The sequence below is a fragment of the Streptomyces sp. NBC_01477 genome (assembly GCF_036227245.1).
Taxonomy (GTDB): Bacteria; Actinomycetota; Actinomycetes; order Streptomycetales; family Streptomycetaceae; genus Actinacidiphila.
The window spans coordinates 4,926,645-4,946,462 of the sequence record NZ_CP109445.1; the positions used below are offsets into that span (position 1 = coordinate 4,926,645).

Consider the following 19,818-nt stretch of genomic DNA (forward strand, 5'->3'; position numbering starts at 1 on the left):
CCATCCGTCCGCGGGGCACCGGGTCACCTCCCGGTGCCCCGCACCGGCCTGTGGTGACACCGGCCCGGGCGCCGAGGCCGAAAGGTCGCACCGTCTAGGATCGCCGGTCATGGACTGGCTGGAGCGGGCCGCGAAGCTGAGGCAGTGGAGCGGGAACGGCACGCGCGCCCCGCACAAGCCGCTGCTGCTCCTGTACGCGCTCGGCCGCTTCCAGGCGGACGCCGAGGGCGAGTTGCGGTACAGCGCGGTGGAGTCGGACCTCGCGCGACTGCTGGCCGAGTACGGTCCGGCCAACAGGACGACGCCCGCGTACCCGTTCCACCACCTGGTCAGCGACGGGGTGTGGGAGGTGCGGACCGACCGCGGGACCGGCAGCCCCGGGACGGGGGTGCTCGCGCTGCGGGCGGAGGGCGCGGCGGGGCGGCTCGTACCGGAGTTGAGGACCGCGCTGCGGCGTGAGCCGTCGCTGCTCGGGCGGATGGCGCGGGTGCTGCTCGACCTGCACTTCCCGCCGTCCCTGCACGGGGACTTGTGCGAGGCCGTCGGCCTGGAGCTGGAGTTGGCGGAGACCGGGCCGCTGGTCGCCGGGCGCCGGCAGCGGCAGCGGGGCCGGCAGATGCGGGAGGCCGTGCTGATCGCGTACGAGTACCAGTGCGCCTTCTGCGGCTACGACGGGCGGATCGGCCTGGTGCCGGTCGGGCTGGAGGCCGCGCATGTGCGGTGGTGGGCGTTCGACGGGCCGGACGACGTCGACAACGGGCTGTGCCTGTGCGCGCTGCACCACAAGCTCTTCGACAAGGGCGTCCTCGGGATCGGCGACGGCCACCTGATCATGGTGTCGCAGAACTTCACCGGGCGGAGCGCGGTCGCCCGCGAGCATGTGGTCGCACTCGCGGGGCGCCCGCTGCTCGGCCCGCAGCCCGGCGCGCCCCGGGTCGCGGCGGCCCACCGGTCCTGGCACACCGGGCAGGTCTTCCACGGCGACCCGCGCCCCGCCGCCACGGTGTGACCGCCGACCGCCGACCGCTAACCGCTAACCGCTAACCGCCTTCGCCCGCGCCGCGCGTGGCGCTCTACGCGGCCGTGGTGAGCAGCGACAGGATGTGGTCGACCGCGGCCGGCGCCTCGCGGTGCAGGCCGGGCAGGTCCAGGCCCTCGTCGGCCAGGATCACCAGCAGCGCGTGGTCGCCGACCGCCAGTACGACGACGTAGCCGCCGTTCGCGCGGGTGACCACGTCGCGCAGGCCGCCGAGGCCGACCTCCGCCGCGGTGCGGCGGCCGAGGCCGAGGCTCGCGGCGGCGAGCGCGGCCACCGACTCGGGCTGCGCGGTCGCGGTGTCGGCCGCCACGAGCAGGCCGTCCGACGTGGCGATCACCGTCTCGTTGACGCCCATGACGCGTTCACGCAAAGACTTGAGCGAAGCGGTGAGCGCTTCGTGCGGGGCGGAAGTCGTCATGGTGCACTCTCCTCGGGGCGGCCGGTCTCTGTCCCGCTCTGGGCGGCAGACGGTTCTGCGACGGGTGTTTCGGTGGCGGGCGGTTCCGTGGCGGCAGCGGCCTCGCCGGGGCCTTCCCGCGGTTCCGCCGCGCCGTCCGCGGGCACGGCGGACGAGGCGAGCAGGGCGGTACGGATCAGGTGCAGCCCGCTGAGCGCGTCCCGCTGGTCCGCGGCGCTTCCCGGCGGGCCGGGAGCGGGCCGCTGCGCCGGCAGGTTGGTGCCCGGGCGGCGCCGGGGCAGCGGGGAGTCGCCGGCGCCGGACGGGGACGGCTGGTCGGCGGTCCGCGCCGTCAGCAGCGGACGCGACGCGAGCGGATCGGGGTCCCGTGCGACGAACCCGCGGGAGGACAGGCGGGCCAGGTCGAGCATCACCGGGTAGACCCCGCGTCCCAGCGCGAAGGCGAGATCGCGGGGCGTGCGCCGTCCGTTGGCGCCGAGCAGCAGCGTACGGCCGCGGGCGCCGAGCCGGTCCAGCTCGGTACGGTTCGCGGGGCGGACCGGGGTGCGGGCGAACTCGCCGATCGAGGGCAGCCGTTCCCGCAGCACCCGCAGGCGCGACGCGGTCTCCTCGGTGAGCCGCGCCGGCTCCTGGCCCGGCCAGGCGGCCAGTTCCGGCTCACGGCCGGGCTCGGTGCGCCACCCCGTGACCGGTTGCAGGGCCATCGCGAAGGCGCCGTCGAAGACCGCGGCGGTGCAGACGACGGACAGCTCCGCCGCCGTGATCAGCCCGCGGCCGGTCAACTCCGTCGCCAGCTCGGCGCCTTCGGCGACCGCCGTCAGCGCGGCCGCCCAGTCCTGCTCGTCGATCCGCTGCGATTTGAGCAGCAGCGAGCGGGCGGAGGGGGCGGCGGGGGACTCGACGGCGCCGACCAGCCCGTCGCGCAGGAAGAGCGTGCCGCCGGGGCCGCCCTCGACCTCGATCGCTCCGGTGAAACGTTCCTCCCGCAACCGGGAGAGCAGCGAGGGCACATTGCGCGGCTGCCGGCGCTCGGTATCGGCCGTCATGCGAACAGGCCCTCGGCGACCGCGCCGATGCGGCGCGAGGCCAGCGCCAGGTTGGTGTCCGACCGGTCGAGCACGGTCGAGAGCAGCACCGGATCGCCCTGCCGCGCCACGACGTGCACGACGTGGTAGGTCCGGCTGCCGGTCACCACCACGTTCTCCAACTCGCCCTCCGCGCCAGCCTCGTGCAGCCGGTCCTCGATGAGGCTCAGCAGATGCCAGACCTCATGTCCGGTTCCGGCCGCGGCGCAGTCACCGGACTCGGCATAGGTGAATCCGGTCACCGCGTCGACCAGTGCCGCTCCCGACGCACCGGCAGCGGAAAGGACTTCGTCGAGCACCGACTCCAGCGCGTCCACCGACATCCCTTCACTTTCCAACACCTGGCAGAGTACTTTAACGCCGAACTCTTTCAACTGCGATCGCGTATGGTGATTCTTCACTCTCGCCGGTCCCGCACCCGTACGAACCGGGTCAGCGGTGGACCAGCCCCGAACCAAGGAAATTCCCGTGAACATTGAGTCGGCGCTCAAAGAAGCGATGTCCGTCGAAGGCGCGATCGGAGTGGCGCTCGTCGACTACGACAGCGGTATGGCGCTCGGCACCCTCGGCGGCGGCAGGGGCCTGGACCTGGAGGTGGCGGCGGCCGGCAACACCGAGGTCGTACGCGCCAAGGTCCGCACGCTGTCGATGCTCGCGATCGATGACGCGATCGAGGACATCCTCATCACCCTGGGCACGCAGTATCACCTGATCCGGCTGCTCAGCAGCAGTCGCGGCTCGCTCTTCCTGTACCTCGCGCTGGACCGCGGCCGGGCCAATCTGGCGCTCGCCCGGCATGTGCTCAAGCAGATAGAGGGCGACCTCCAGGTCTGACCCCGAGGCTGCGTACGGCGGCGTGCCGAGCGCGGCGGACCGGGCGGCGGCCCGGCGGTTGCCGCGCCGATCGCTGCTGGACGCAGCGCAGAAGAGGGCCGAAGCGGCTTCAACACGGCCTGGCCGCGGCGAATATGCGGACGGACCTTGCCCGGGCGTTTTATTGCCCGTCCACTGATAACCCGCTATTTTCCCCGCTCGCCTCACGGAAAACACGCATCACGCCCGTCCCGCGGTCACCAGGGAATTTCCGGGCCTCGATACGGCACGCAGCGTGATAAAGCCATTGCCCTGTGCAATTTCCCTTTTCGCGGGCGGATGAAGCCGGGTCATGACCCTGAGTGCCGATCTCCTTACTCGCGTCGAACTCGGCCCGAACTCAGCCTGATCCGCGGGGAGTTCTGCGATACACGCCGGCCGGCCGCCCAGCCGGACGGGACCTGGGAGCCGCCTTCCCCCTCGCCGCCCGCCGGTCCCGGGGACGGGTGAGCCCGGCCTCGACGCGGTGACGTCTCCCGCCCGCCGGCCCCGGCACGCCCTCCGTGCTTCCCGGCGGCCCCGGCCCCTCGCGCGCGCCCCCGCTCTCCCCGGCGGTATCGCGCCAGGCCCTCCGCCGTCCTCCGCCCGCGGCCCGTGTCGCGCTGCGGCCGCACCACGGTTCGTGGTGCGGCCGTCGGCTGCCGTGTCCCGCCGGGGGATCAGCCCTCGGTCACCTTCAGCGTCAACGGGCCGCCGGGGACGGGGAGTCCGCCGGGGGTGCCGTAGGAGGCGGACCGCCAGCCCGCGTCGGTGATGGTGAAGCCGACGGTGTAGGTGCCGGCCTTGATGCCGTAGGGCCAGTCGAGGTCGATCCGCAACGTGCCGTCCGGGGCCACTCCCGTACCGCCGCTCTCCTGGCCGATCACCGCGCCCGTGCTGTCGTACACGTAGCTCGCCAGCTGGTTGACGGGGGCGGTGCCCTCGGTGACGTGGGCGGTGACATAGATCTGCTGGTCGGTGAACTTGCTGAGCGCGACCGTCGTGATGTTCAGCTTCGCCGAGGACGCGGTCGGCGCGACGGTGTCCGGCACGCTCGTGACGGTCACCTTCGGGTCGGGGGCCGCGTAGTCGGTGCCGTAGAGCGCCAGGCCGCCGGCTGCGTCGTGGACGGCGATGCCGCTGAGCGAGCAACTGGCCGCCGACCCGTTGCGGGACTGGGGCAGTGTCGCGGGCACCGAGTAGACGCCGTTGCCGAGCGCGGTCGGGGTGGTCGACTTCTGGGTGCAGCCCTGCGCCCCGCCGAAGTACACCTCGATCGCGGAGACGCCGCCCTGGGCGCCGGCGACGTTCAGGGACACCTGGAAGGGGGCCGCCCCGCGCCAGGAGTTGAGGGACGCGGGCGTCGTCGTGAAGCCGGAGGCGGTCAGCCGGCTGTTGTCCGTGACGCTGACCGGCGCCAGGTCCAGGCCTGTGAAGTCCTTCGTCTGGCCGGCGTTGTTCGTCAGCGAGACCGACGTGACCGCGTACGTGCCCGCGGGGGCGCCGGCCGGGATGTCCACCAGGGCCAGGCAGGTGGCCTGGTGGATGTCGTGCTGGCAGGGCCAGGCGGTCTGGCCGCCGTCGTTCGTCATCTCGAACGACCCCTTGAGGGTCCTTCCGCCCGGCCCGGTCAGCTGGACGGTGCCCTTCCAGAACCCGGACTGCCAGTCCTGGACGTCGACCCAGTACTGGACGGCGCCGCCGTTCGCGTTGTACGCGTAGTCCGGCCGGCCGCCGAAGTTCGAGTAGACGGACAGGTCGTAGACCGGCGTCACGGTGGAGACCTGCTCGGTGGCGTCCAGACCGGCGCCGAAGTGCTGGAGGTCGGAGCCGGAGACCAGCATGCGCGCCTGCGTGTCGCTCTCGAAGACGGAGACCGTGCTGACCACCCAGCGGGCGTGCGCGGCGCCGGCGTACTGCGGCACGCCGAAATCGAACGACCAGGTGGAGCTGGACGCGTCGCCCGAGACGTGGGTGGCGCCGCCGTAGGTGTCCTGCTCGGAGGAGAAGGAGATCACGTAGCTCTGCCCGACGTAGGTGTCGGGCGCGTCGCCCTGCTGGCGGACGACGATCTCGCCGCCGGTCTGCGTGGCCGCGGGATCGGTGTCGGTGACGGTCCACCGCAGCGCCGAGGAGGCGTAGGAGCCGTCCGAGACGTCCACGGAGGTCTTGTCGAAGCCCAGCGAGGTCAGGGCCAGGTGGTCGCTGTCGCTGAAGTACCCGAGGACGTCGGCGACGACGTGGGTGCTGCCGAAGGCGTTGTGGAAGTCGACCTTCCCGTCGGCCCCCACCGCCACGAGCACGAGGTTCGGGACGATCTGGTCCTTGACGAAGTTGATGGTGGAGGCGTTGGGCAGCGCCGCCCCGTGCGGGTAGACGGTCAGGTAGCTGCTGGTGGTCGGGTTGGTCACCGTGACGTTGAGGATCACCGCCGAGACGCCGGTGGAGGGGACGCCCGCCGTGCCCGTCACCGTCAGGCCGACGGTGCCGTTCGCGCCCACCGGGGCCTTGGCGCCGCCGGTGCCGGTGCCGTAGCGGGTGTCCAGGACGCGGGTCGGGGCGTCCGTCCGCTGGAGGACGCTGCCGGTCTGCGGCGACCCGGTCAGGTAGTAGCCGGCGAGGTCGGCGATGACGTGCGCGGAGCCGTACGTGTTGTGGAAGTCGACCTTCCCGTCGGCGCCCACCGCGACGGTCACCAGGTTCGAAACCGTCTGCCCCTTCACGTAGTTGAGGTTCGAGGCGTTCGGCAGCGTGCCGCCGTGCGGGTAGACGGTCAGGAAGCTGTTCGACGTCGGCGCGGTCACCGTCACATTGAGGACGACCGCGGAGACCCCCGCCGCGGGCACCGGCGCGACCCCGGCCACGCTCAGGCTCACCGTGCCGCCGGGGCCCACCGGCGCCGTGCCCGGGGTCCCGGTGCCGTACCGGGTGTCCAGCAGCCGCTTCGGGGTCTGCGGAAGATACGTTCCGGCAGCCTTGTCCAGCGTGTAGTAACCCGCGAGGTCGGCGATCACGTCGGTGCGGCCGAAGGCGTTGGAGAAGGCCACCTTGCCGTCGGTGCCGACCGGGACCGTCACGAGGTTCGGCACGGTCTGGCCGGCCGAGAAGTTCAGATTCGACGTCGCCGGGGCCTGCGAGGACCCCGGGTAGACCGCCAGATGGCTCGCCGACGTCGACCCGGTGGCCGTCACATTGAGCACGACCGCGGTCGGCACCACCGACGCGCTGCCCGTGACGCCGGAGACGTCCAGCAGCAGCGGTGCCTGACCGAGCCGGGCCGCCACCCCGTCCGTCCCGGTCCCGTAGCGCGTGTCCAGCAGCCGCTTCGGGGCGGTCGGCACGAAGGCGCCCGCCAGTTCCGGCTGGTCCGGCAGCGCGTTGTGCGCCGTGACCGCCGTCGTCGAGCCCGGCACGTGCGTCGGCTTCCCGGCCGGCGGCGTGTCCGCGGCGGCGCCCGCCGCTCCCGCGACCCCCGGCACCACCAGTGCGACCGCGGCCACCACGACCGGCACCCAGTCCCGCAACCGCCGCCCTCCGGACGGCATCCTGCTCAGCATTGTTCCCCCCACCTCAACTTCCCCCCGCCCGCCGCCCTGACCGGCGCGGACGCGTGCCGTCGAGCGACGGCAGGGGCAATTGAAGCACCACGCATCCGTACCGGCGACGGGGTTACGTGTCAGGGGACGCTGACCGCCGTCCAGGCCGCGGCCGTGGCCGCGTACTCGGGGCTCAGGGTGCCGTAGAGGTCGGCGGCGGCGTTCAGGGTGGCCAGGCGGGCCCCGTGGTAGGTGTCGGTGGAGGTCAGGTAGTTGGCCAGGGCGCGGTACCAGATGGCTGCCGCGGCGTCGCGGCCGATGCCGGCCAGGGTGCTGCCGTTCGCGGTGGGGCTGTTGTAGGCGATGCCGTTGATCGTGCGGGGGCCGCTGCCCTCGGCCAGGAGGAAGAAGAAGTGGTCGGCCACGCCCGAGGCGAGGCTCGGGTCCATGCCGGGAATGGCCTTGGAGTAGTAGTCGGGTGAGGCGCCGTCGCGGGAGGGGCGGTCCATGGAGCGCAGCGGGGTGCCGTCACCGTTCCAGTCGATCTTCTCGCCGAGGAAGTAGTCGGGCACGTCGGCCGGGATGTTCGCGTAGAACTCCACCATCGTCCCGAAGATGTCCGAGGTCGCCTCGTTGAGCGCGCCCGCCTCGCCGGTGTAGGACAGGCCGGCGGTGACCGAGGTCACGCCGTGGGTGATCTCGCGTGCTCCGACGTCGAGTTCGGTGATCGGGTGCCCGTTGCCGGACCCGTCGCCGTAGCTCACGCAGACGCACGTGTCGTCCCAGAAGACGTTGGAGTAGTTGTTGCTGTAGTGGACGACGCTGCGGATGCCCTGGCCGTCGTTCCTGACGCCGATCCGGTTGAAGGTGAACTTGAAGTAGTCCCACACCGAGGCCGCCGTGAACTGCGCGTCCACCGCCGCCGATTGCCGGTTCGTGGCCAGCCCGTTGCCCCAGACGTTGTCGAGGTCGGACATGATCGGCCCCGCGCTGCCGTCCTTCGTCGCGGTGTTGCCGCGCGTCGGGTCCTTGAGCAGATAGGTGCCGGCGGTCTTCAGTGTCGTCAGCGGCACCGTTCCGACGTAGACGCCGGTGCCCGAGCCCACGGCGGGCGAGTCCGCCACGGAGTCCGTGGTGCCCGCGCAGACCGTCGCGGCGACGACGACGGTTGCCGTCAGCAGGATTCTCGCGCGGCTTTTCCCCTTCATGCGACTGCCTCCACTCCCGGGTGCGGTGGCCCCCCGTATCGCGGCGCGGGATGTGCGCCGGATGCAGCATGGGGTCAGCGGGCATCGCTTGGCAGGGTCCTGCCATAAATTGGCGTGCCGGTACGCCTGCTCGGCCGGATCCGGACGCCCCGGTGCCAGGGTTGCCTCCGCGCCGGGCGCGCGGGCCGCGCGGGCCGCACGGGCCGGGCAGACGCACGGGCCGGACGGGTGCACGCGCCGGACGGGCGGGCCGCGCCTGCCGCACGGCCTGCACCGGCTACGACGCCGAGCGGCCCCACCGTCCGCCCGCGGCGGGTCGGTGGGGCCGGTACGGACTCAGACGACCTGCATCTGCGCCATCATGCCCATCGACGCGTGGTCGAACAGGTGGCAGTGGTAGAGGTAGACGCCCCGGTAGCCGCCGAAGGTCGCCTGCAGCTTCACCGTCTCGCCGGGACCCAGCGGAACCGTGTCCTTGAGCCCGCTCTCCGGACCGGAGGTCACCGCCACGCCGTTGCGCTCCAGCACCCGGAACTGCACCAGGTGCACATGGAAGTTGTGCGGCACGCGCTGGTTGGAGTTGGTGACCGTCCAGACCTCCGTGGTGCCGTACGTGACCGTGGTGTCGATGCGCTGGGGGTCGTACTCCTTGCCGTTGATGTACGCGTAGGCGGGCTCCGCCTGCGACTCGTCCATGAGGAGGCTGAAGGAGCGCTGGACGGTGGGGGTCGGCAGCGCCGGGAGGGTGCGCAGCTTCGCGGGGACCACGCTGGTGTCCCGCTCGGTGCGGGTGACGCGGAATTGCAGCACCTGCGTCACGTCGGCCGGGGTTCCGGGGGCCTGCGCGATGATGTTCTTCAGTTCCAGCTCGGTGCCGACCGGGTAGCGCGAGAAGTCGATCACGACGTCCGCGCGCTCGCCGGGGGAGATGGACACCGACTGGGTGACGAACGGGGCGGCCAGCAGCCCGCCGTCCGTACCGATCAGCGAGAACGTCGAGCTGTCCGCGAGGGCGAGCTGGAAGGACCGCAGGTTGGCGGTGTTGTAGAACCGGAAGCGGTATTTGCGCGCCGCCACCTCGAAGTACGGCCACGCCTTCCCGTTGGCGAGGATCACCGTGCGGTTGAAGAAGTCGTCCATCTCGAAGAGGAGTTGGCCGGCGTCGTCGAAGCGCGCGTCGCGTATCGAGATGGGTATGTCGTGGTTCCCCGACGGGAGGCCGAGCCGCGTCTCGGCGTTGTCCCTGATCAGGTAGGTGCCGGTCAGACCGCGGTACACGGTCTCGGACTCCTGGTGGTGGGCGTGGTCGTGGAACCAGAGGTTGGCGTGCGCCTGCTGGTTCGGGTACGTGTACGTCTTGGTGCCGCCGCCGGTGGCTATCAGGTCCATCGGGCCGCCGTCGCTCGACGACGGCACGTGCGCGCCGTGCAGGTGGACCGAGGTGGGGACGGTGAGGTTGTTGGTCTGGGTCACGACCGCCTGGCGTCCGCTCCAGGCGTTGATCACCGGGCCGGGGAAGCTCCCGTTGAAGGTGTTGACCTTGGTCTGGAAGCCGGGAATGACCTCTTTGTAGGCTTCCTTCATGGTCATGCGGTAGTAGTCCGTCGTGGTGGACGCCGCATGGGGACGCAGGGTGGGCGGTACCGGCATCTTCAGCGTGTACTTGGCGATGTCCGCCGGGTCGATCCCGGCGGTCGCCGTGGCACTGCTCGCCGGCGCGGAGAGCAGCAGCACGCCGGCGCCGGTGGCGCTGGCGGCACTCGTCGCCGCGACCGCACCGCCCAACAGTAATGACCTGCGCTTGATCACGAGATTCCCCCTAGGAAGGACGGAGTGCGGCACGCCGGTGGTGTGCCGCACGGCCGGTTGGCCGAAAGGACGTCCGCGAACCGGACGCCGCGACCGCGTACGACCTGCTCCCGCGCGTGGGGCGCGCGAAGGCCGGAGGGGCGGGAGGCGAACCGCTGCGCGATGATCCTTTCTGCGGGCGACGACAGTGTGCGGCAAGTGACTTGAGGGCCAGTTGGCGCCGGATGGGGGAATCAGGCTTCCGTTTTCGGCGGCGCGGCCGGAGCCGCCGGCTCCGCGGCGCCATACGGGCGCGGCCGGTCCAGGAGCCCCGGTGGCTCTGCGGGCGGGCGGTCCGGGAGCCGTACGACCGCCGCGGGCACTGCGGTGCCGGTCAGCCGCGCACGGCTCGCGGCGCCGTCCAGGACCGCGCTGTCAGTGGGATGCGGGAGACTGCCGCCGCACGGCTGTGAGAGCGGCGGAGACCTGCCTGCACGCGCTGGCGGCCTGCGGGCCGCGGGCCGCAGGCACGGCCGCTGATCTCGCGGAACTACGGGTGGACCAATGGCCCGTTGCCGCCGCCGCGACCAGTTGGGCGCTGCACCGGGACGCCGCCGTGGTGCTGCCGGTCCTGCGGCGCGCCCTGGAGTCCGAGCGGTCCGGCGTACGCCGCGACGCCGCCGTCGCCCTCGCCCGGCTCGGCGAGGCGGCGGGGCCGGCCCTCCCGGGGCTGCGTGCGCTCGCAGCGCGAGGCGGCAGCCCCTGGGAGCAGTTCGACGCGCTGAGGGCGGTGTGGAAGGCCACCCGGGACGCCCGGTTCGTCGCGGCGCCGCTCCGCGAGGTCTGGTGCGCGAACCCCTACACCCGTAAGCACATCGCCGACTGCCTGCGGGACATGGGCGAGGACGCCGCCGCCTTCGACCTCGCACTCCTGAGCACCGAGGCCGGCGACCCCCGGCGCTCGGTCTTCCGGGCCGGCGGCTGGGGCAGCCACGACATCCATGACGACGAAGCGCTGCTCGCCTCCTGCCGCGCGGCACTGGCGGCGGTCGATCGCGCACCCGCGTAGGGACAGGCAGACGCCCCCGGATCCGCCCGCGGGCGCCCGCAGGACGTACGGCCGGGCCGGGGCCGGTCCGCGGCCCCGCGCCCGGCCGCGGGGTTCATCGGTAGGCTGCCAGCGCGGCGAAGTAGAGGCCCAGGGACGAGGCGCCGGCGGTGCCGGCGGCCATGAGCGAGGCGGACAGTCCGAGTCCCGCCGCGCGGCCGGCGAAGCCGGCGATGACGGCGATGTTCGCGGCGCAGGACAGGGCCAGGAGCAGCGAGAGGATCTGCACAGGGGTCATGGTCGGGACCCTGGCCGTCCGGCCGGGGTGTCCGGGAAGCATGGCGGCCGAACCGGCCGACGCGGGTCCGGGACCTGCGCACACGTCCGGTGTCCACCCCGGCTGTCCGGGTCCCGCGCGCCGGTGGACACCGTCCGGGAGAGGGCAGGGGGAGTGTGGACGAGGCCGGTTACTTCGCGCTGATGCGCGACTTCACGCATATGCGGGAGCAGCAGTTGGGGGGCGAGCCCTCCGACCGCGCCCTCGCCCGCAGGGCGGGAGTGTCGGCGACCACTGTGGGGGCGTGGCTCAAGGGGGCCGCCTTCCCGAAGGACGCGGACAAGGTCGTCGCGCTCGTGGAATTCGTCCGCGCGGAGGCGAGGCGGCAGGGCCGCGCGGACACCGTGTCGCGACCGCTGCTCGACACGGAGGTCTGGCGGCAGGCGTATCGCCGCGAGGCCGACACGCGGGCGGGGCAGGTCAGCGCGTCGGTACGGGCCGCCCAGGCACGGGATGCGCTCGCCGACGACCGGCCGGGGCGGCCGGTGAGCGAGTACGTGGCGGACCCGCTGCTGCTGGAAGTGCAGCGCGCCATCGAACCGGCGGTGCCCACACCGGGGTTGAGCGCCCTGCCGGTGTACGTGCCGCGCCCGCACGACGCCCGGCTCGCAGCCGTCGTCGAGCGGGTGACGGCGGGCGGCAGCGCGCTGGTGATGCTGGTCGGCGGATCCTCCACGGGCAAGACCCGCGCCTGTTGGGAGGCGGTCAGCGCCCTGGGCGACTCCTGGCGGCTGTGGTATCCGATCAGCCCCAGCGAACCGCGGGCGCTGCTGGACGGCATCGACAAGGTCCGCGGCCACACGGTCATCTGGCTGGACGAGGGCCAGCGGTATCTGGGCCCGCGGGGCGCCGGCGAAGCGGTGGCGGCCCGGCTGCGGGAATTGCTCCGGTCGGCCGAGGCGGCGCCGGTCCTGCTCATCGGGACGATGTGGCCCCGGTATTGGGGCGAGCTGACCGCGCAGCCGAGGGACGGGGAGGCGGACCCGCACCACCACACCCGGGCACTGCTCACCGGGTGCGAGATCGATGTGCCCGACACCTTCACGGGCGAGGCACTTGCCGCCTTCCGGGAGGCGGGCGCCCGGGACCCGCGGCTGGCCCGCGCCGTCCAGGACGTCGCCGGCGGGGAGTTGGCGCAGTATCTGGCCGGTGCGCCGGCGCAGCTGTCGCGCTACCGTACGGCTCCGCCCACCGCCCGGGCGATGATCCACGCGGCCATGGACGCCTGCCGGCTCGGGATGGGCGCGGAATTGTCCGCCGAATTCCTGGCCGGTGCGGCGTCGGGCTATCTCACGGACCTCCAGTGGGCCGAGGCGCCGGAGGACTGGGCCGGGGAGGCGCTGGCCTACACCTCGGCGCCGTGCCGGGGAGTCCTCGGCCCGCTCAGCCGCATCCGGCGGCGGGAGCCGGTGCCGGGTGCGGCGCCGCGGGAGCCGGCCCGGTGCGTACTGGCCGGCTATGTGGACCAGACCGGCCGTGTGGAGCGCAAGTACGTCCTGCCGCCGGAGTCGTTCTGGGCCGCGGCGCTCGCGCTGGCCGACCACGGGGAGAAGGAACGGCTCGCCGGGGAGGCCCGCAGCCGCGGCCACCTGCGGTGGGCGGCCGAGCTGCTCAGTAGCGCCGTACGGGAGGGGTCCGCCGGCGGCGCGTCGTCCCTGCTGAGCCTGGTGTGCCAGGTCAGCCCGGAGACGGCGGCGGACGCGGCGGCGTGGCTGGTCGAGAACGCCTGCCTGGAGTCGGCCGACGAGGTGTGGTTTCTCGCCCGTCGCATGCAGGACCGCGATCTCGACCTTCCGGTCGGCCCGCTGCTGCTGCGGGCGGCGGCCGAGGTACGCCTCGACGGCGCCAAAGCGGTGGCGGACCTGCTGCTCCTCGCCTCCGAGGCCGGTGCGGAGCAGGCGGTGTCGGTGCTCCTGGCCCGGAGTCCTGCGTCCCTGGTACCCGTGGCCGATGTGCACGGCACCGCCCAACTGCTCGCCCGGCTGGCCGAGGTGTCCGCGCGGGAGCAGGTCGGCATCCTCGCCGACCGCGTCGCGGCGCACCACGCGGAGGACGCCGGCAGCTACTGGGCCTTCGGCATGCTGCTCAATGCGGGCGCCGGCGAAGCGGTGGCCCGAACCCTTCCGGGGTTGCTGGCCAGGCTCCCGCTCGACCGGACGCATGCCGCCGGCGTCCTCCTGACGACGCTCGGGGAAGCCGCTCCGGGTGCGCCGCTGTCGGTTGTGGCAGAGAGGGACTTCGTCTCCGGCGTCGATCTGGAGGACCCGGACGATGCGTTGTGGCTCCTCCGGGCGCTGCACGCCGTGGGCGCCGCGGAGCAGGCCACCGCGCTGCTGGACCGGATGCGGACGTACGCCGCCGGCGCCGGTCCCGCGTGGCTGGCCCGTCTCCACATGATGGCGTGGGAGTTGCGGTTGGCCGACTCCTTGGCGGAACGCCTGCCGGTCCTGCCGCCCACCGCGCGGATCGACCTCGGGGACACCGAAACCCTCGACTGGCTGCTGGAAATGGCGCAGCGTACCGGCGCGGAGCCGTTGCTGGCTGCCTGCGTCAGGCGGAGCGCCGCCGACCCGGCCGCGTTCCCTGACGCCGAACGGGCGGCGGCCTGCCTGCGTACGCTCACCTGGCGCGGTGCGACGGAGCTGGCACGGGAGGTGGCCGTGGTGGCCGCCGCGCACACGGTCCTGGATGACCCGGGAGTGGCCGCCGTCCTGACCCGGGCGCTGGACGAAGTGGGCGGGGACGCGGATGTGAGCGCCTTCCTGGCCCGTGATCCCGCGGCCTCGGTCGCCTTGACCGATGCCATGGGGGTGGCCGAGTTCGTGGAGGTCCTGCGGAAGGCCGGAGCGCGGGAGCAGATCGCCACGCTGCTCGGCCGCGGTCCGGCCTCCGCCACCTCGCTCGTCCGGGCCGAGGGCGCGGCGCGGCTGCTCGCCGAACTGCGCCATCTGGTGGGCGCCGAGGACGTGCGCGAGGTCGCCGACCGGGCCGTACGGGAGGCGGACGCGACGGCGTGGGATGCCGCGAGGGCGCTGCTCCTCGAACTGCGCGCCCAGGGGTGTACCGCCCAACTGACTCTGTATTCCGAGCGGGTGGCCGCCGCCGTGGGCGTCGCCGACCCGTGGGAGGTCGGGGACGTGCTGGCGGCCTTCCGCGAGGTGGGGCAGCCGGGCGCCACGGCCCGCTTCCTGTCCCGCGGAGTCGTCGCCGCGATGGATCTGGGCCATCAGCGCGGGATCGACTTTCGGCTCGCCGACATCCTCGGGCGGTTGCGCGAGCTGGGAGCCGAGGAGCAGATGGCGTCGCTGACCGCCCGTATCGCACAGGAGGCCGACCTCACGGCCCCCGGCACTTACGCCCGACTCGCCGCACTGGTGGCCGAGTTCGGTACGCAGCGGCAGGCGGACGCCATGGCTGAACGGGCAGCCGACAGCCGGGACTTCTGGTCCTACCTGTCCATGCGGCCGCAGGACGGGGCGCGTTACGCCTACGGCCGCGAGCCCGACGGACGGACCCCGACGGCGCCGTGGAATTGGCACAGCCTGCGCTGACCGGCCCGGCGCCCCGGAGCCGACGGCCGGGCAGCGTGGAACGCCGGGATCCCGCGGCCCGCACTTCGTGCAACCAGAGGTTGCGTATCTGCCCTGGCCGGACTAGCGTGATACGCAACCGAACGTTGCAGAAGGTGGCGAACATGGAGTACGGAACGCTGGAGCGGGAGATCCGCATCGACGCCTCGCCCGAGGTCGTCTTCGACGTGATCAGCAGTCCCGAGCACCTGCGCCAATGGTGGCCGGACGAGGCGGACTTCCCGGCCGAGCCCGGCGGTACGGGCCGGATCGGCTTCGGGGACGTCACCAAGGACGGCACCTGGGTGCAGTTCACGGTGGTCGACGCGGTGCCGCCGCGGCTCTTCTCCTTCCGGTGGACCCACCAGGAGGGCGAGGCCGCGGTCCCGGGCAATTCGAACCTGGTCGTCTTCGAGCTGGAGTCCGCCGGCGGCGGCACCCTGCTGCGGATGACCGAGAGCGGCTTCCGCGAGCGCGGCTGGGACGAGGCCAAGGCCGCCGCCGCGCACGCCGACCACACCACCGGCTGGGACTTCTACCTGCCGCGGCTGGAGGCGTACGCGGCGAAGGCCGCGGCGGGCGCATGAGCGTGACGGTGGACGACGACCTGTGGTCGGCGGTGGGCGACCCGACGCGGCGCCGGCTGCTCGACCTGCTGCTGAGGGAGGGCAGCGGGACGGCGACCGGCCTGAGCGAGCACCTGCCGGTGACCCGCCAGGCGGTGGCCAAGCACCTCGCCGTACTCGACAGGGCCGGCCTGGTGCACGCGACCACCGCGGGCCGCGAACGGCACTACCGCGTCGACCAGGACCGGCTCGCCCGCGCCACGGCCCAGCTGGCGGACGTCGGCGCCGCCTGGGACGCCCGGCTCCGGCGCATCAAGCGCATCGCCGAGACGATCCAGCGCGGCAGGGACGCGGACAGCGGAACCGGACAGCAGCAGTAGGAAAGGGCGAGGACGATGGCAGACATCCTTCACCGCGTCGGCGTCGAGCACGTACCGCCGCAGCGGGTGTACGAAGCGCTCACCACCCTGGACGGCCTGTCCGGCTGGTGGACCGAGAAGACGTCGGGGGAGACCGGCCCCGGCGGCGTGATCGAATTCCGGTTCGGCCCCGGCGGGTTCGACATGAAGGTCACCGAACTCGACCCCGGCCGGCTCGTCCGCTGGGAAGTGGTGGCAGGACCGGAGGAGTGGGTCGGCACCCATGTGCGCTGGGAGCTGCGGCAGGACGGCGACTGGACGATCGTGCTGTTCACGCACGAAGGCTGGCGTGAGCCGGTCGAGTTCATGCACCACTGCAGCACCAAGTGGGCCGCCTTCCTGCTGAGCCTCAAGCAGCTCCTCGAAACCGGCGAGGGCGCCCCCGACCCGCACGACACGCGGATCAGCGACTGGCACTGAACCGGGCGCGGCCCGAAGCGCGGGCCGCTCGTGCCGCGCCCCTCCGGCGTCACCAGGGCCGCGCCATCTCCCCGTTGTCGAGCAGGCCGTAGCGCGGCAGGTCCGCCCACACGGGGTCCCACGACGTACGCAGCTCCGCCAGGTGGGCCAGCGCCTTGTCGTGGCCCGCGTCGGCGGCGGCCAGGTGGAGGCGGTCGGCGTCCTGGAACAGTCCGCGGCGGGCGCGGGCGTGCGCCAGCTCGGAGAACGCCTCCACCTGGCCGGCCTGCGCCGCGCTGCGGGCGAACTCCTCGGCCGCCTCGGGCCTTCCGGCCTCCTCGCTCAGCCGGGCCAGGTTGAGCAGCGCCTCGGTGCTGCCCAGGCCGGCGGCGCACCGGTACAGCCGCTCGGCGTCGACCGGGTCCCCCGCCGCCTCGCGCAGCCGGGCCAGCCGGACCACCGACTTGTCCCCGCCGGCCAGGGCCATCCGCTCGGCCCCCTCGGCGTCGCCGGCCTTCTCCCGCCGCAGCACGAAGTCGTCGAGCGCGAGCAGGTAACCCGTCCGTGCCGCCCGCAGCACCAGCCTCTCCGCGCCGGCGCTGTCGCCCGCGTCCTCCCGCAGCCGGGCGAGCAGGGTGAGAGCCCCGGTGTTGCCGGCGCCCACAGCGGTGTCCGCGAGGCGTTCCGCGCCGCGGCGATCCTCGGACTTCTCCCGCAGCCACACCAGCTCCAGCAGCGCGAAGGTGCTGCCCGCGTCGGCGGCGGCGCAGGCCATGCGCTCCGCCTCCTCGCTCGCTCCCGCGCCCTCCCGCAGCAGCGCCAGGTGGGCCAGCGCCTCCGTGCTGCCCTTGGCGGCCGCCGTACGGTAGTACCGCAGCGCTCCGTCCGCGTCGCCGGCCTTCTCCCGAAGCCGGGCCAGCTCCGTCAGCGCGAACAGACTGCCCTTGGCCGCGGCCTCGTGCAGCAGCCGCTCCGCCGCCGCGCTGTCGCCCGCCTTCTTCCGCAGCCGGGCCAGCTCCGTCAGCGCGAAGACGCTGCCCGCGCGGGCGGCCGCCTCCAGCAGGCCCGCCGCGCTCGGGTCCGTGCCCGTCCGCTGCCGCATCCAGGCCAGCAGGATCGCCGGGCGGGTCCTGCCGCGCAGCGCCGCCGCCCGCACCAGCTGCTCGGCCGCCCCGCCGTCGCCCGACCTCTCCCGGATGCGGGCCACTTCGGACAGCGCGTAGGTGCTCCCCGAGGCGTCCAGCGCCGAGAAGACGACCAGCTCCGCCTGCGCGCGGTCCCCCACGCCCTCCCGCGACCTGGCCAGCTCGGCGAAGGTCCCGACCCGCCCCCGGGCCGCGGAATTGCGGATCACGGTCTCCGCGCCAAGGGCGTCGCCCGCCTTCACCCGCAGCTGGGCCAGCCGGGACAGCGCGTTGGTCAGGCCCTGTTCCGCGGCCAGATGGGCCAACCCCTCCGCCCCGACGGGCTCCCCGGCCATCTCGCGCAGCCGGATCAGCTCCCACCGCGCCCAGCCGTCGGCCTTCATCTCCGCCTCGTACAGCTCCTTGGCCTCGGCGAGCCGTCCGGTACCTTCCAGCAGCTCCGCCAAGGGCGCCCGTACGTCGGTGTTCCCGAACTCGAAGGCCTTCCGGTAGAGGGCCGCGGCGGCCCGCAGCCGTCCCCGGGACCCGGCCGCCCGCGCCAGTGCGGCGCACTCCTCGCTGCCGCCGCAGTGCCGGGCCGCTGCCTCCCAGAAGGAGACCGGCGGGCACAGCAGCCGGCGGTCGACGCGGCCCTGCTGTTCGAGGTAGTCGGCGAGCCGGTAGGCCGTACCGCCCGTGTCGTTGCTCCTGCCCGGGATGGGCGTCAGCGGCCCCGGGACGCCGTTGCAGGGCGTGCCGCAGAAGGCCAGCGCCCGGTCCAGCCAGTCGCTGTCGAGGCAGACGAGTTCGTGGTCGGTCAGATAGCCCTCGGCGGCCTGCGCCAGCAGCGTGCGGGGCAGCGCGGGACCGTGGCCGAGCCGCCGGAAGTCCATGGCGGCGTGGATCAGCGCCTTCGCCTGGTGCGGCGCGCACGCGTAGCGGCTCAGCAATTCGGGCACCCCGGCCAGGAATTGCGTGATCTCGCCGTCGCTCGCGCCTTTCAGCGCGCTGGCCAGCCGCGGGTCGGCGGCGGCCTTTCGCTCGGCCTGGTGCAGGTCCCGCTCGGTGAAGGCCTTGGGCACCGGTATGCGCCGGCCCAGGTCGGTGAGCAGGGTGCGCTGCTGCTCGTACCGGTCCTCGGCGCCCGGGGCCGGCCGGGTCGTCAGCGGGTCCCAATAGCGCGGCCAGACGGTGGCCAGGACCAGCACCGGGCCGCGGCGCGGTTCGGTGAGGGCGGTGCGCAGGGCGGAGGTGACGCGCTCCGCGACCCTCGGGTCGGGGGCGAGCAGGTAGTGCTGGGCCTCGTTGAGCCAGATCACGGTGCGCGGGCCGACCTCGGCGAGGTGGACGAGCGCGGCCTCGGGCCGGGTCGGGTCGAACGGGTGCCAGACCCGCCAGCCCTCGGGGAGCCCGCGCAGCGCCTCCCAGCAGGACCTGGTCTTCCCCGTCGAGGACTCGCCGACCAGCGTCGCGAGTACGCTCTCGCCGGCCGCCGCCCGGCTCACCACCTCGCTCAGCGCGGCGTCGTGGTCCCGTTCGACGTACAGCGGCAGCTCCGGCAGCGTCTCCTGCCCCGGCACGCTGATGGCCTGGTGCACCTCGAGGGCGAGCGGGTCCAGGTCCCGCACCGGGGTGCCCAGATGCTCGGCGAGCTGCGCGTCGACCCACAGGCGCCTGACCCGGTCGCCCACCTCGCGGGTGTCCCGGCCGGCCTCGCGGGCCAGCAGCACGGCGACGGCGACGACGTCCTCCTGCCCCGCCAGCAGGTCGGGCGAGCCGATGATCCGGTGGACGGTGTCCTTGGAGGGGCTGCCGCGGAAGGAGTCGTCCTTCTCGATCTCGCTCGCGATGTGCGCCACCGGCGGGGTCCCCGCCTCGGCGTAGAGGCGGTAGACGCAGTCCTTCAGCTCCCGCAGCGCGGCGGGCGCCACGCCGTGCGGCCGCGGGATGCGCCGCTGGCTGCCCTGCCGCTGGCCCCCGTGCCGGGGGCCGCTCCTGTGGCTGGTCATTCGCAGCATCCTTGCGCATCGGCGCGGCGCGGGGGCGCGATACGGGGCAACCCGTCCCACAACCGTGACCGCCGCGCGCCCAGGGCACGCGCGGCGGCGCGCGTCCGCCGGCTCACGGCCGCAGCATCCGCAGCGCCGCGCTGGTGGCCGTTCCCGCGACGGCGGAGACGACGCTGCCCACCGTGATTCCCACCAGGGTCAGCCATTCACGACGGCTCAGTCTGCGTCGGGGCATGACAGGTCTCCCGTCTCGGTGCCTTCCGCCGGCGGACGACCGGCTGCCCACCACGATTCCCGACCCGGAGGCACCGAAGATGAGTTGAGACGAGCCGGGCGCCACGCCCGGCCCGAGGCTGCGGCCCGACCCGGTACCGCGGCCCGCTCACGCCCTGCCGGAGCCTGTCGGCCTGCGCCCTGCCGT

16 protein-coding genes are annotated in these 19,818 nt (G+C 73.5%); 7 read left to right on the forward strand and 9 right to left on the reverse strand.

What is annotated here, in order from left to right:
• Positions 1 to 109 precede the first annotated feature (109 nt).
• Positions 110 to 1,009, forward strand: coding sequence for a phosphorothioated DNA-binding restriction endonuclease (locus tag OHA86_RS20795; RefSeq protein ID WP_329177445.1), 900 nt, complete (start codon positions 110 to 112; stop codon positions 1,007 to 1,009).
• A 64-nt stretch (positions 1,010 to 1,073) separates the two neighbouring features.
• Here the strand turns inward: OHA86_RS20795 and OHA86_RS20800 are convergent, their stop codons facing one another.
• The 3 genes from OHA86_RS20800 to OHA86_RS20810 are packed head-to-tail and all read right to left on the reverse strand — an operon-like array spanning position 1,074 to position 2,883.
• Positions 1,074 to 1,457 (reverse strand): roadblock/LC7 domain-containing protein, encoded by a 384-nt coding sequence (locus OHA86_RS20800; RefSeq protein WP_329177447.1) that lies wholly within the window; start codon positions 1,455 to 1,457, stop codon positions 1,074 to 1,076.
• Positions 1,454 to 2,503 carry a hypothetical protein gene (locus tag OHA86_RS20805; protein ID WP_329177449.1) on the reverse strand — a complete coding sequence of 350 codons (1,050 nt, stop codon included), beginning with the start codon at positions 2,501 to 2,503 and terminating at the stop codon, positions 1,454 to 1,456. The genes OHA86_RS20800 and OHA86_RS20805 overlap by 4 nt, the downstream gene beginning before the upstream one ends.
• On the reverse strand, positions 2,500 to 2,883 hold the full coding sequence (locus tag OHA86_RS20810; RefSeq protein WP_329177450.1) for a hypothetical protein: 384 nt from the start codon (positions 2,881 to 2,883) through the stop codon (positions 2,500 to 2,502). Before OHA86_RS20810 ends, OHA86_RS20805 begins: the two co-directional genes overlap by 4 nt.
• A gap of 127 nt (positions 2,884 to 3,010) precedes the next feature.
• Between OHA86_RS20810 and OHA86_RS20815 the strand changes: the two genes are divergently transcribed.
• Positions 3,011 to 3,376, forward strand: a complete 366-nt coding sequence (locus OHA86_RS20815) for a hypothetical protein (RefSeq protein ID WP_329177452.1) — start codon at positions 3,011 to 3,013, stop codon at positions 3,374 to 3,376.
• Positions 3,377 to 4,074: 698 nt separating this feature from the next.
• Here OHA86_RS20815 and OHA86_RS20820 read toward each other — a convergent pair.
• The 3 genes from OHA86_RS20820 to OHA86_RS20830 all read right to left on the reverse strand — a co-directional run bounded on the left by OHA86_RS20820 (position 4,075) and on the right by OHA86_RS20830 (position 9,947).
• Positions 4,075 to 6,951 carry a hypothetical protein gene (locus tag OHA86_RS20820; protein WP_329177454.1) on the reverse strand — a complete coding sequence of 959 codons (2,877 nt, stop codon included), beginning with the start codon at positions 6,949 to 6,951 and terminating at the stop codon, positions 4,075 to 4,077.
• Between the two features lie 119 nt (positions 6,952 to 7,070).
• Complete coding sequence (locus OHA86_RS20825; protein ID WP_329177456.1) at positions 7,071 to 8,138, reverse strand: M4 family metallopeptidase; 1,068 nt, start codon at positions 8,136 to 8,138, stop codon at positions 7,071 to 7,073.
• Positions 8,139 to 8,474: 336 nt separating this feature from the next.
• Entirely contained in the window at positions 8,475 to 9,947 is a 1,473-nt protein-coding gene (locus tag OHA86_RS20830) for a multicopper oxidase family protein (protein ID WP_329177458.1), read from the reverse strand.
• A gap of 535 nt (positions 9,948 to 10,482) precedes the next feature.
• On the opposite strand from OHA86_RS20830, the gene OHA86_RS20835 reads away from it, so the two are divergent.
• Positions 10,483 to 10,995, forward strand: coding sequence for a hypothetical protein (locus tag OHA86_RS20835; RefSeq protein WP_329177460.1), 513 nt, complete (start codon positions 10,483 to 10,485; stop codon positions 10,993 to 10,995).
• A gap of 94 nt (positions 10,996 to 11,089) precedes the next feature.
• On the opposite strand, the gene OHA86_RS20840 is transcribed toward OHA86_RS20835, so the two are convergent.
• Positions 11,090 to 11,272 carry a hypothetical protein gene (locus tag OHA86_RS20840; RefSeq protein ID WP_329177462.1) on the reverse strand — a complete coding sequence of 61 codons (183 nt, stop codon included), beginning with the start codon at positions 11,270 to 11,272 and terminating at the stop codon, positions 11,090 to 11,092.
• 155 nt (positions 11,273 to 11,427) lie between these two features.
• On the opposite strand from OHA86_RS20840, the gene OHA86_RS20845 reads away from it, so the two are divergent.
• The 4 genes from OHA86_RS20845 to OHA86_RS20860 all read left to right on the forward strand — a co-directional run bounded on the left by OHA86_RS20845 (position 11,428) and on the right by OHA86_RS20860 (position 16,285).
• On the forward strand, positions 11,428 to 14,862 hold the full coding sequence (locus tag OHA86_RS20845; RefSeq protein WP_329177464.1) for a hypothetical protein: 3,435 nt from the start codon (positions 11,428 to 11,430) through the stop codon (positions 14,860 to 14,862).
• A gap of 143 nt (positions 14,863 to 15,005) precedes the next feature.
• Entirely contained in the window at positions 15,006 to 15,467 is a 462-nt protein-coding gene (locus OHA86_RS20850; protein WP_329177466.1) for an SRPBCC domain-containing protein, read from the forward strand.
• Complete coding sequence (locus OHA86_RS20855; protein ID WP_329177468.1) at positions 15,464 to 15,826, forward strand: ArsR/SmtB family transcription factor; 363 nt, start codon at positions 15,464 to 15,466, stop codon at positions 15,824 to 15,826. Before OHA86_RS20850 ends, OHA86_RS20855 begins: the two co-directional genes overlap by 4 nt.
• 15 nt (positions 15,827 to 15,841) lie before the next feature.
• Entirely contained in the window at positions 15,842 to 16,285 is a 444-nt protein-coding gene (locus OHA86_RS20860) for an SRPBCC family protein (protein ID WP_329177470.1), read from the forward strand.
• Positions 16,286 to 16,334: 49 nt separating this feature from the next.
• Here OHA86_RS20860 and OHA86_RS20865 read toward each other — a convergent pair whose 3' ends face one another.
• On the reverse strand, positions 16,335 to 19,397 hold the full coding sequence (locus tag OHA86_RS20865) for a hypothetical protein (RefSeq protein WP_329177471.1): 3,063 nt from the start codon (positions 19,395 to 19,397) through the stop codon (positions 16,335 to 16,337).
• Positions 19,398 to 19,509: 112 nt separating this feature from the next.
• Positions 19,510 to 19,632 (reverse strand): hypothetical protein, encoded by a 123-nt coding sequence (locus tag OHA86_RS20870; protein ID WP_329177473.1) that lies wholly within the window; start codon positions 19,630 to 19,632, stop codon positions 19,510 to 19,512.
• Positions 19,633 to 19,818 lie beyond the last annotated feature (186 nt).

Excerpts from the sequence above, each read along its gene's own strand:
- OHA86_RS20805 (WP_329177449.1), bottom strand. The coding sequence starts at position 2,503 with ATGACGGCCGATACCGAGCGCCGGCAGCCGCGCAATGTGCCCTCGCTG.
- OHA86_RS20850 (WP_329177466.1), top strand. The coding sequence starts at position 15,006 with ATGGAGTACGGAACGCTGGAGCGGGAGATCCGCATCGACGCCTCGCCC.
- OHA86_RS20860 (WP_329177470.1), top strand. The coding sequence starts at position 15,842 with ATGGCAGACATCCTTCACCGCGTCGGCGTCGAGCACGTACCGCCGCAG.
- OHA86_RS20855 (WP_329177468.1), top strand. The coding sequence starts at position 15,464 with ATGAGCGTGACGGTGGACGACGACCTGTGGTCGGCGGTGGGCGACCCG.
- OHA86_RS20840 (WP_329177462.1), bottom strand. The coding sequence starts at position 11,272 with ATGACCCCTGTGCAGATCCTCTCGCTGCTCCTGGCCCTGTCCTGCGCC.
- OHA86_RS20865 (WP_329177471.1), bottom strand. The coding sequence starts at position 19,397 with ATGACCAGCCACAGGAGCGGCCCCCGGCACGGGGGCCAGCGGCAGGGC.
- OHA86_RS20800 (WP_329177447.1), bottom strand. The coding sequence starts at position 1,457 with ATGACGACTTCCGCCCCGCACGAAGCGCTCACCGCTTCGCTCAAGTCT.
- OHA86_RS20820 (WP_329177454.1), bottom strand. The coding sequence starts at position 6,951 with ATGCTGAGCAGGATGCCGTCCGGAGGGCGGCGGTTGCGGGACTGGGTG.
- OHA86_RS20795 (WP_329177445.1), top strand. The coding sequence starts at position 110 with ATGGACTGGCTGGAGCGGGCCGCGAAGCTGAGGCAGTGGAGCGGGAAC.
- OHA86_RS20825 (WP_329177456.1), bottom strand. The coding sequence starts at position 8,138 with ATGAAGGGGAAAAGCCGCGCGAGAATCCTGCTGACGGCAACCGTCGTC.
- OHA86_RS20870 (WP_329177473.1), bottom strand. The coding sequence starts at position 19,632 with ATGCCCCGACGCAGACTGAGCCGTCGTGAATGGCTGACCCTGGTGGGA.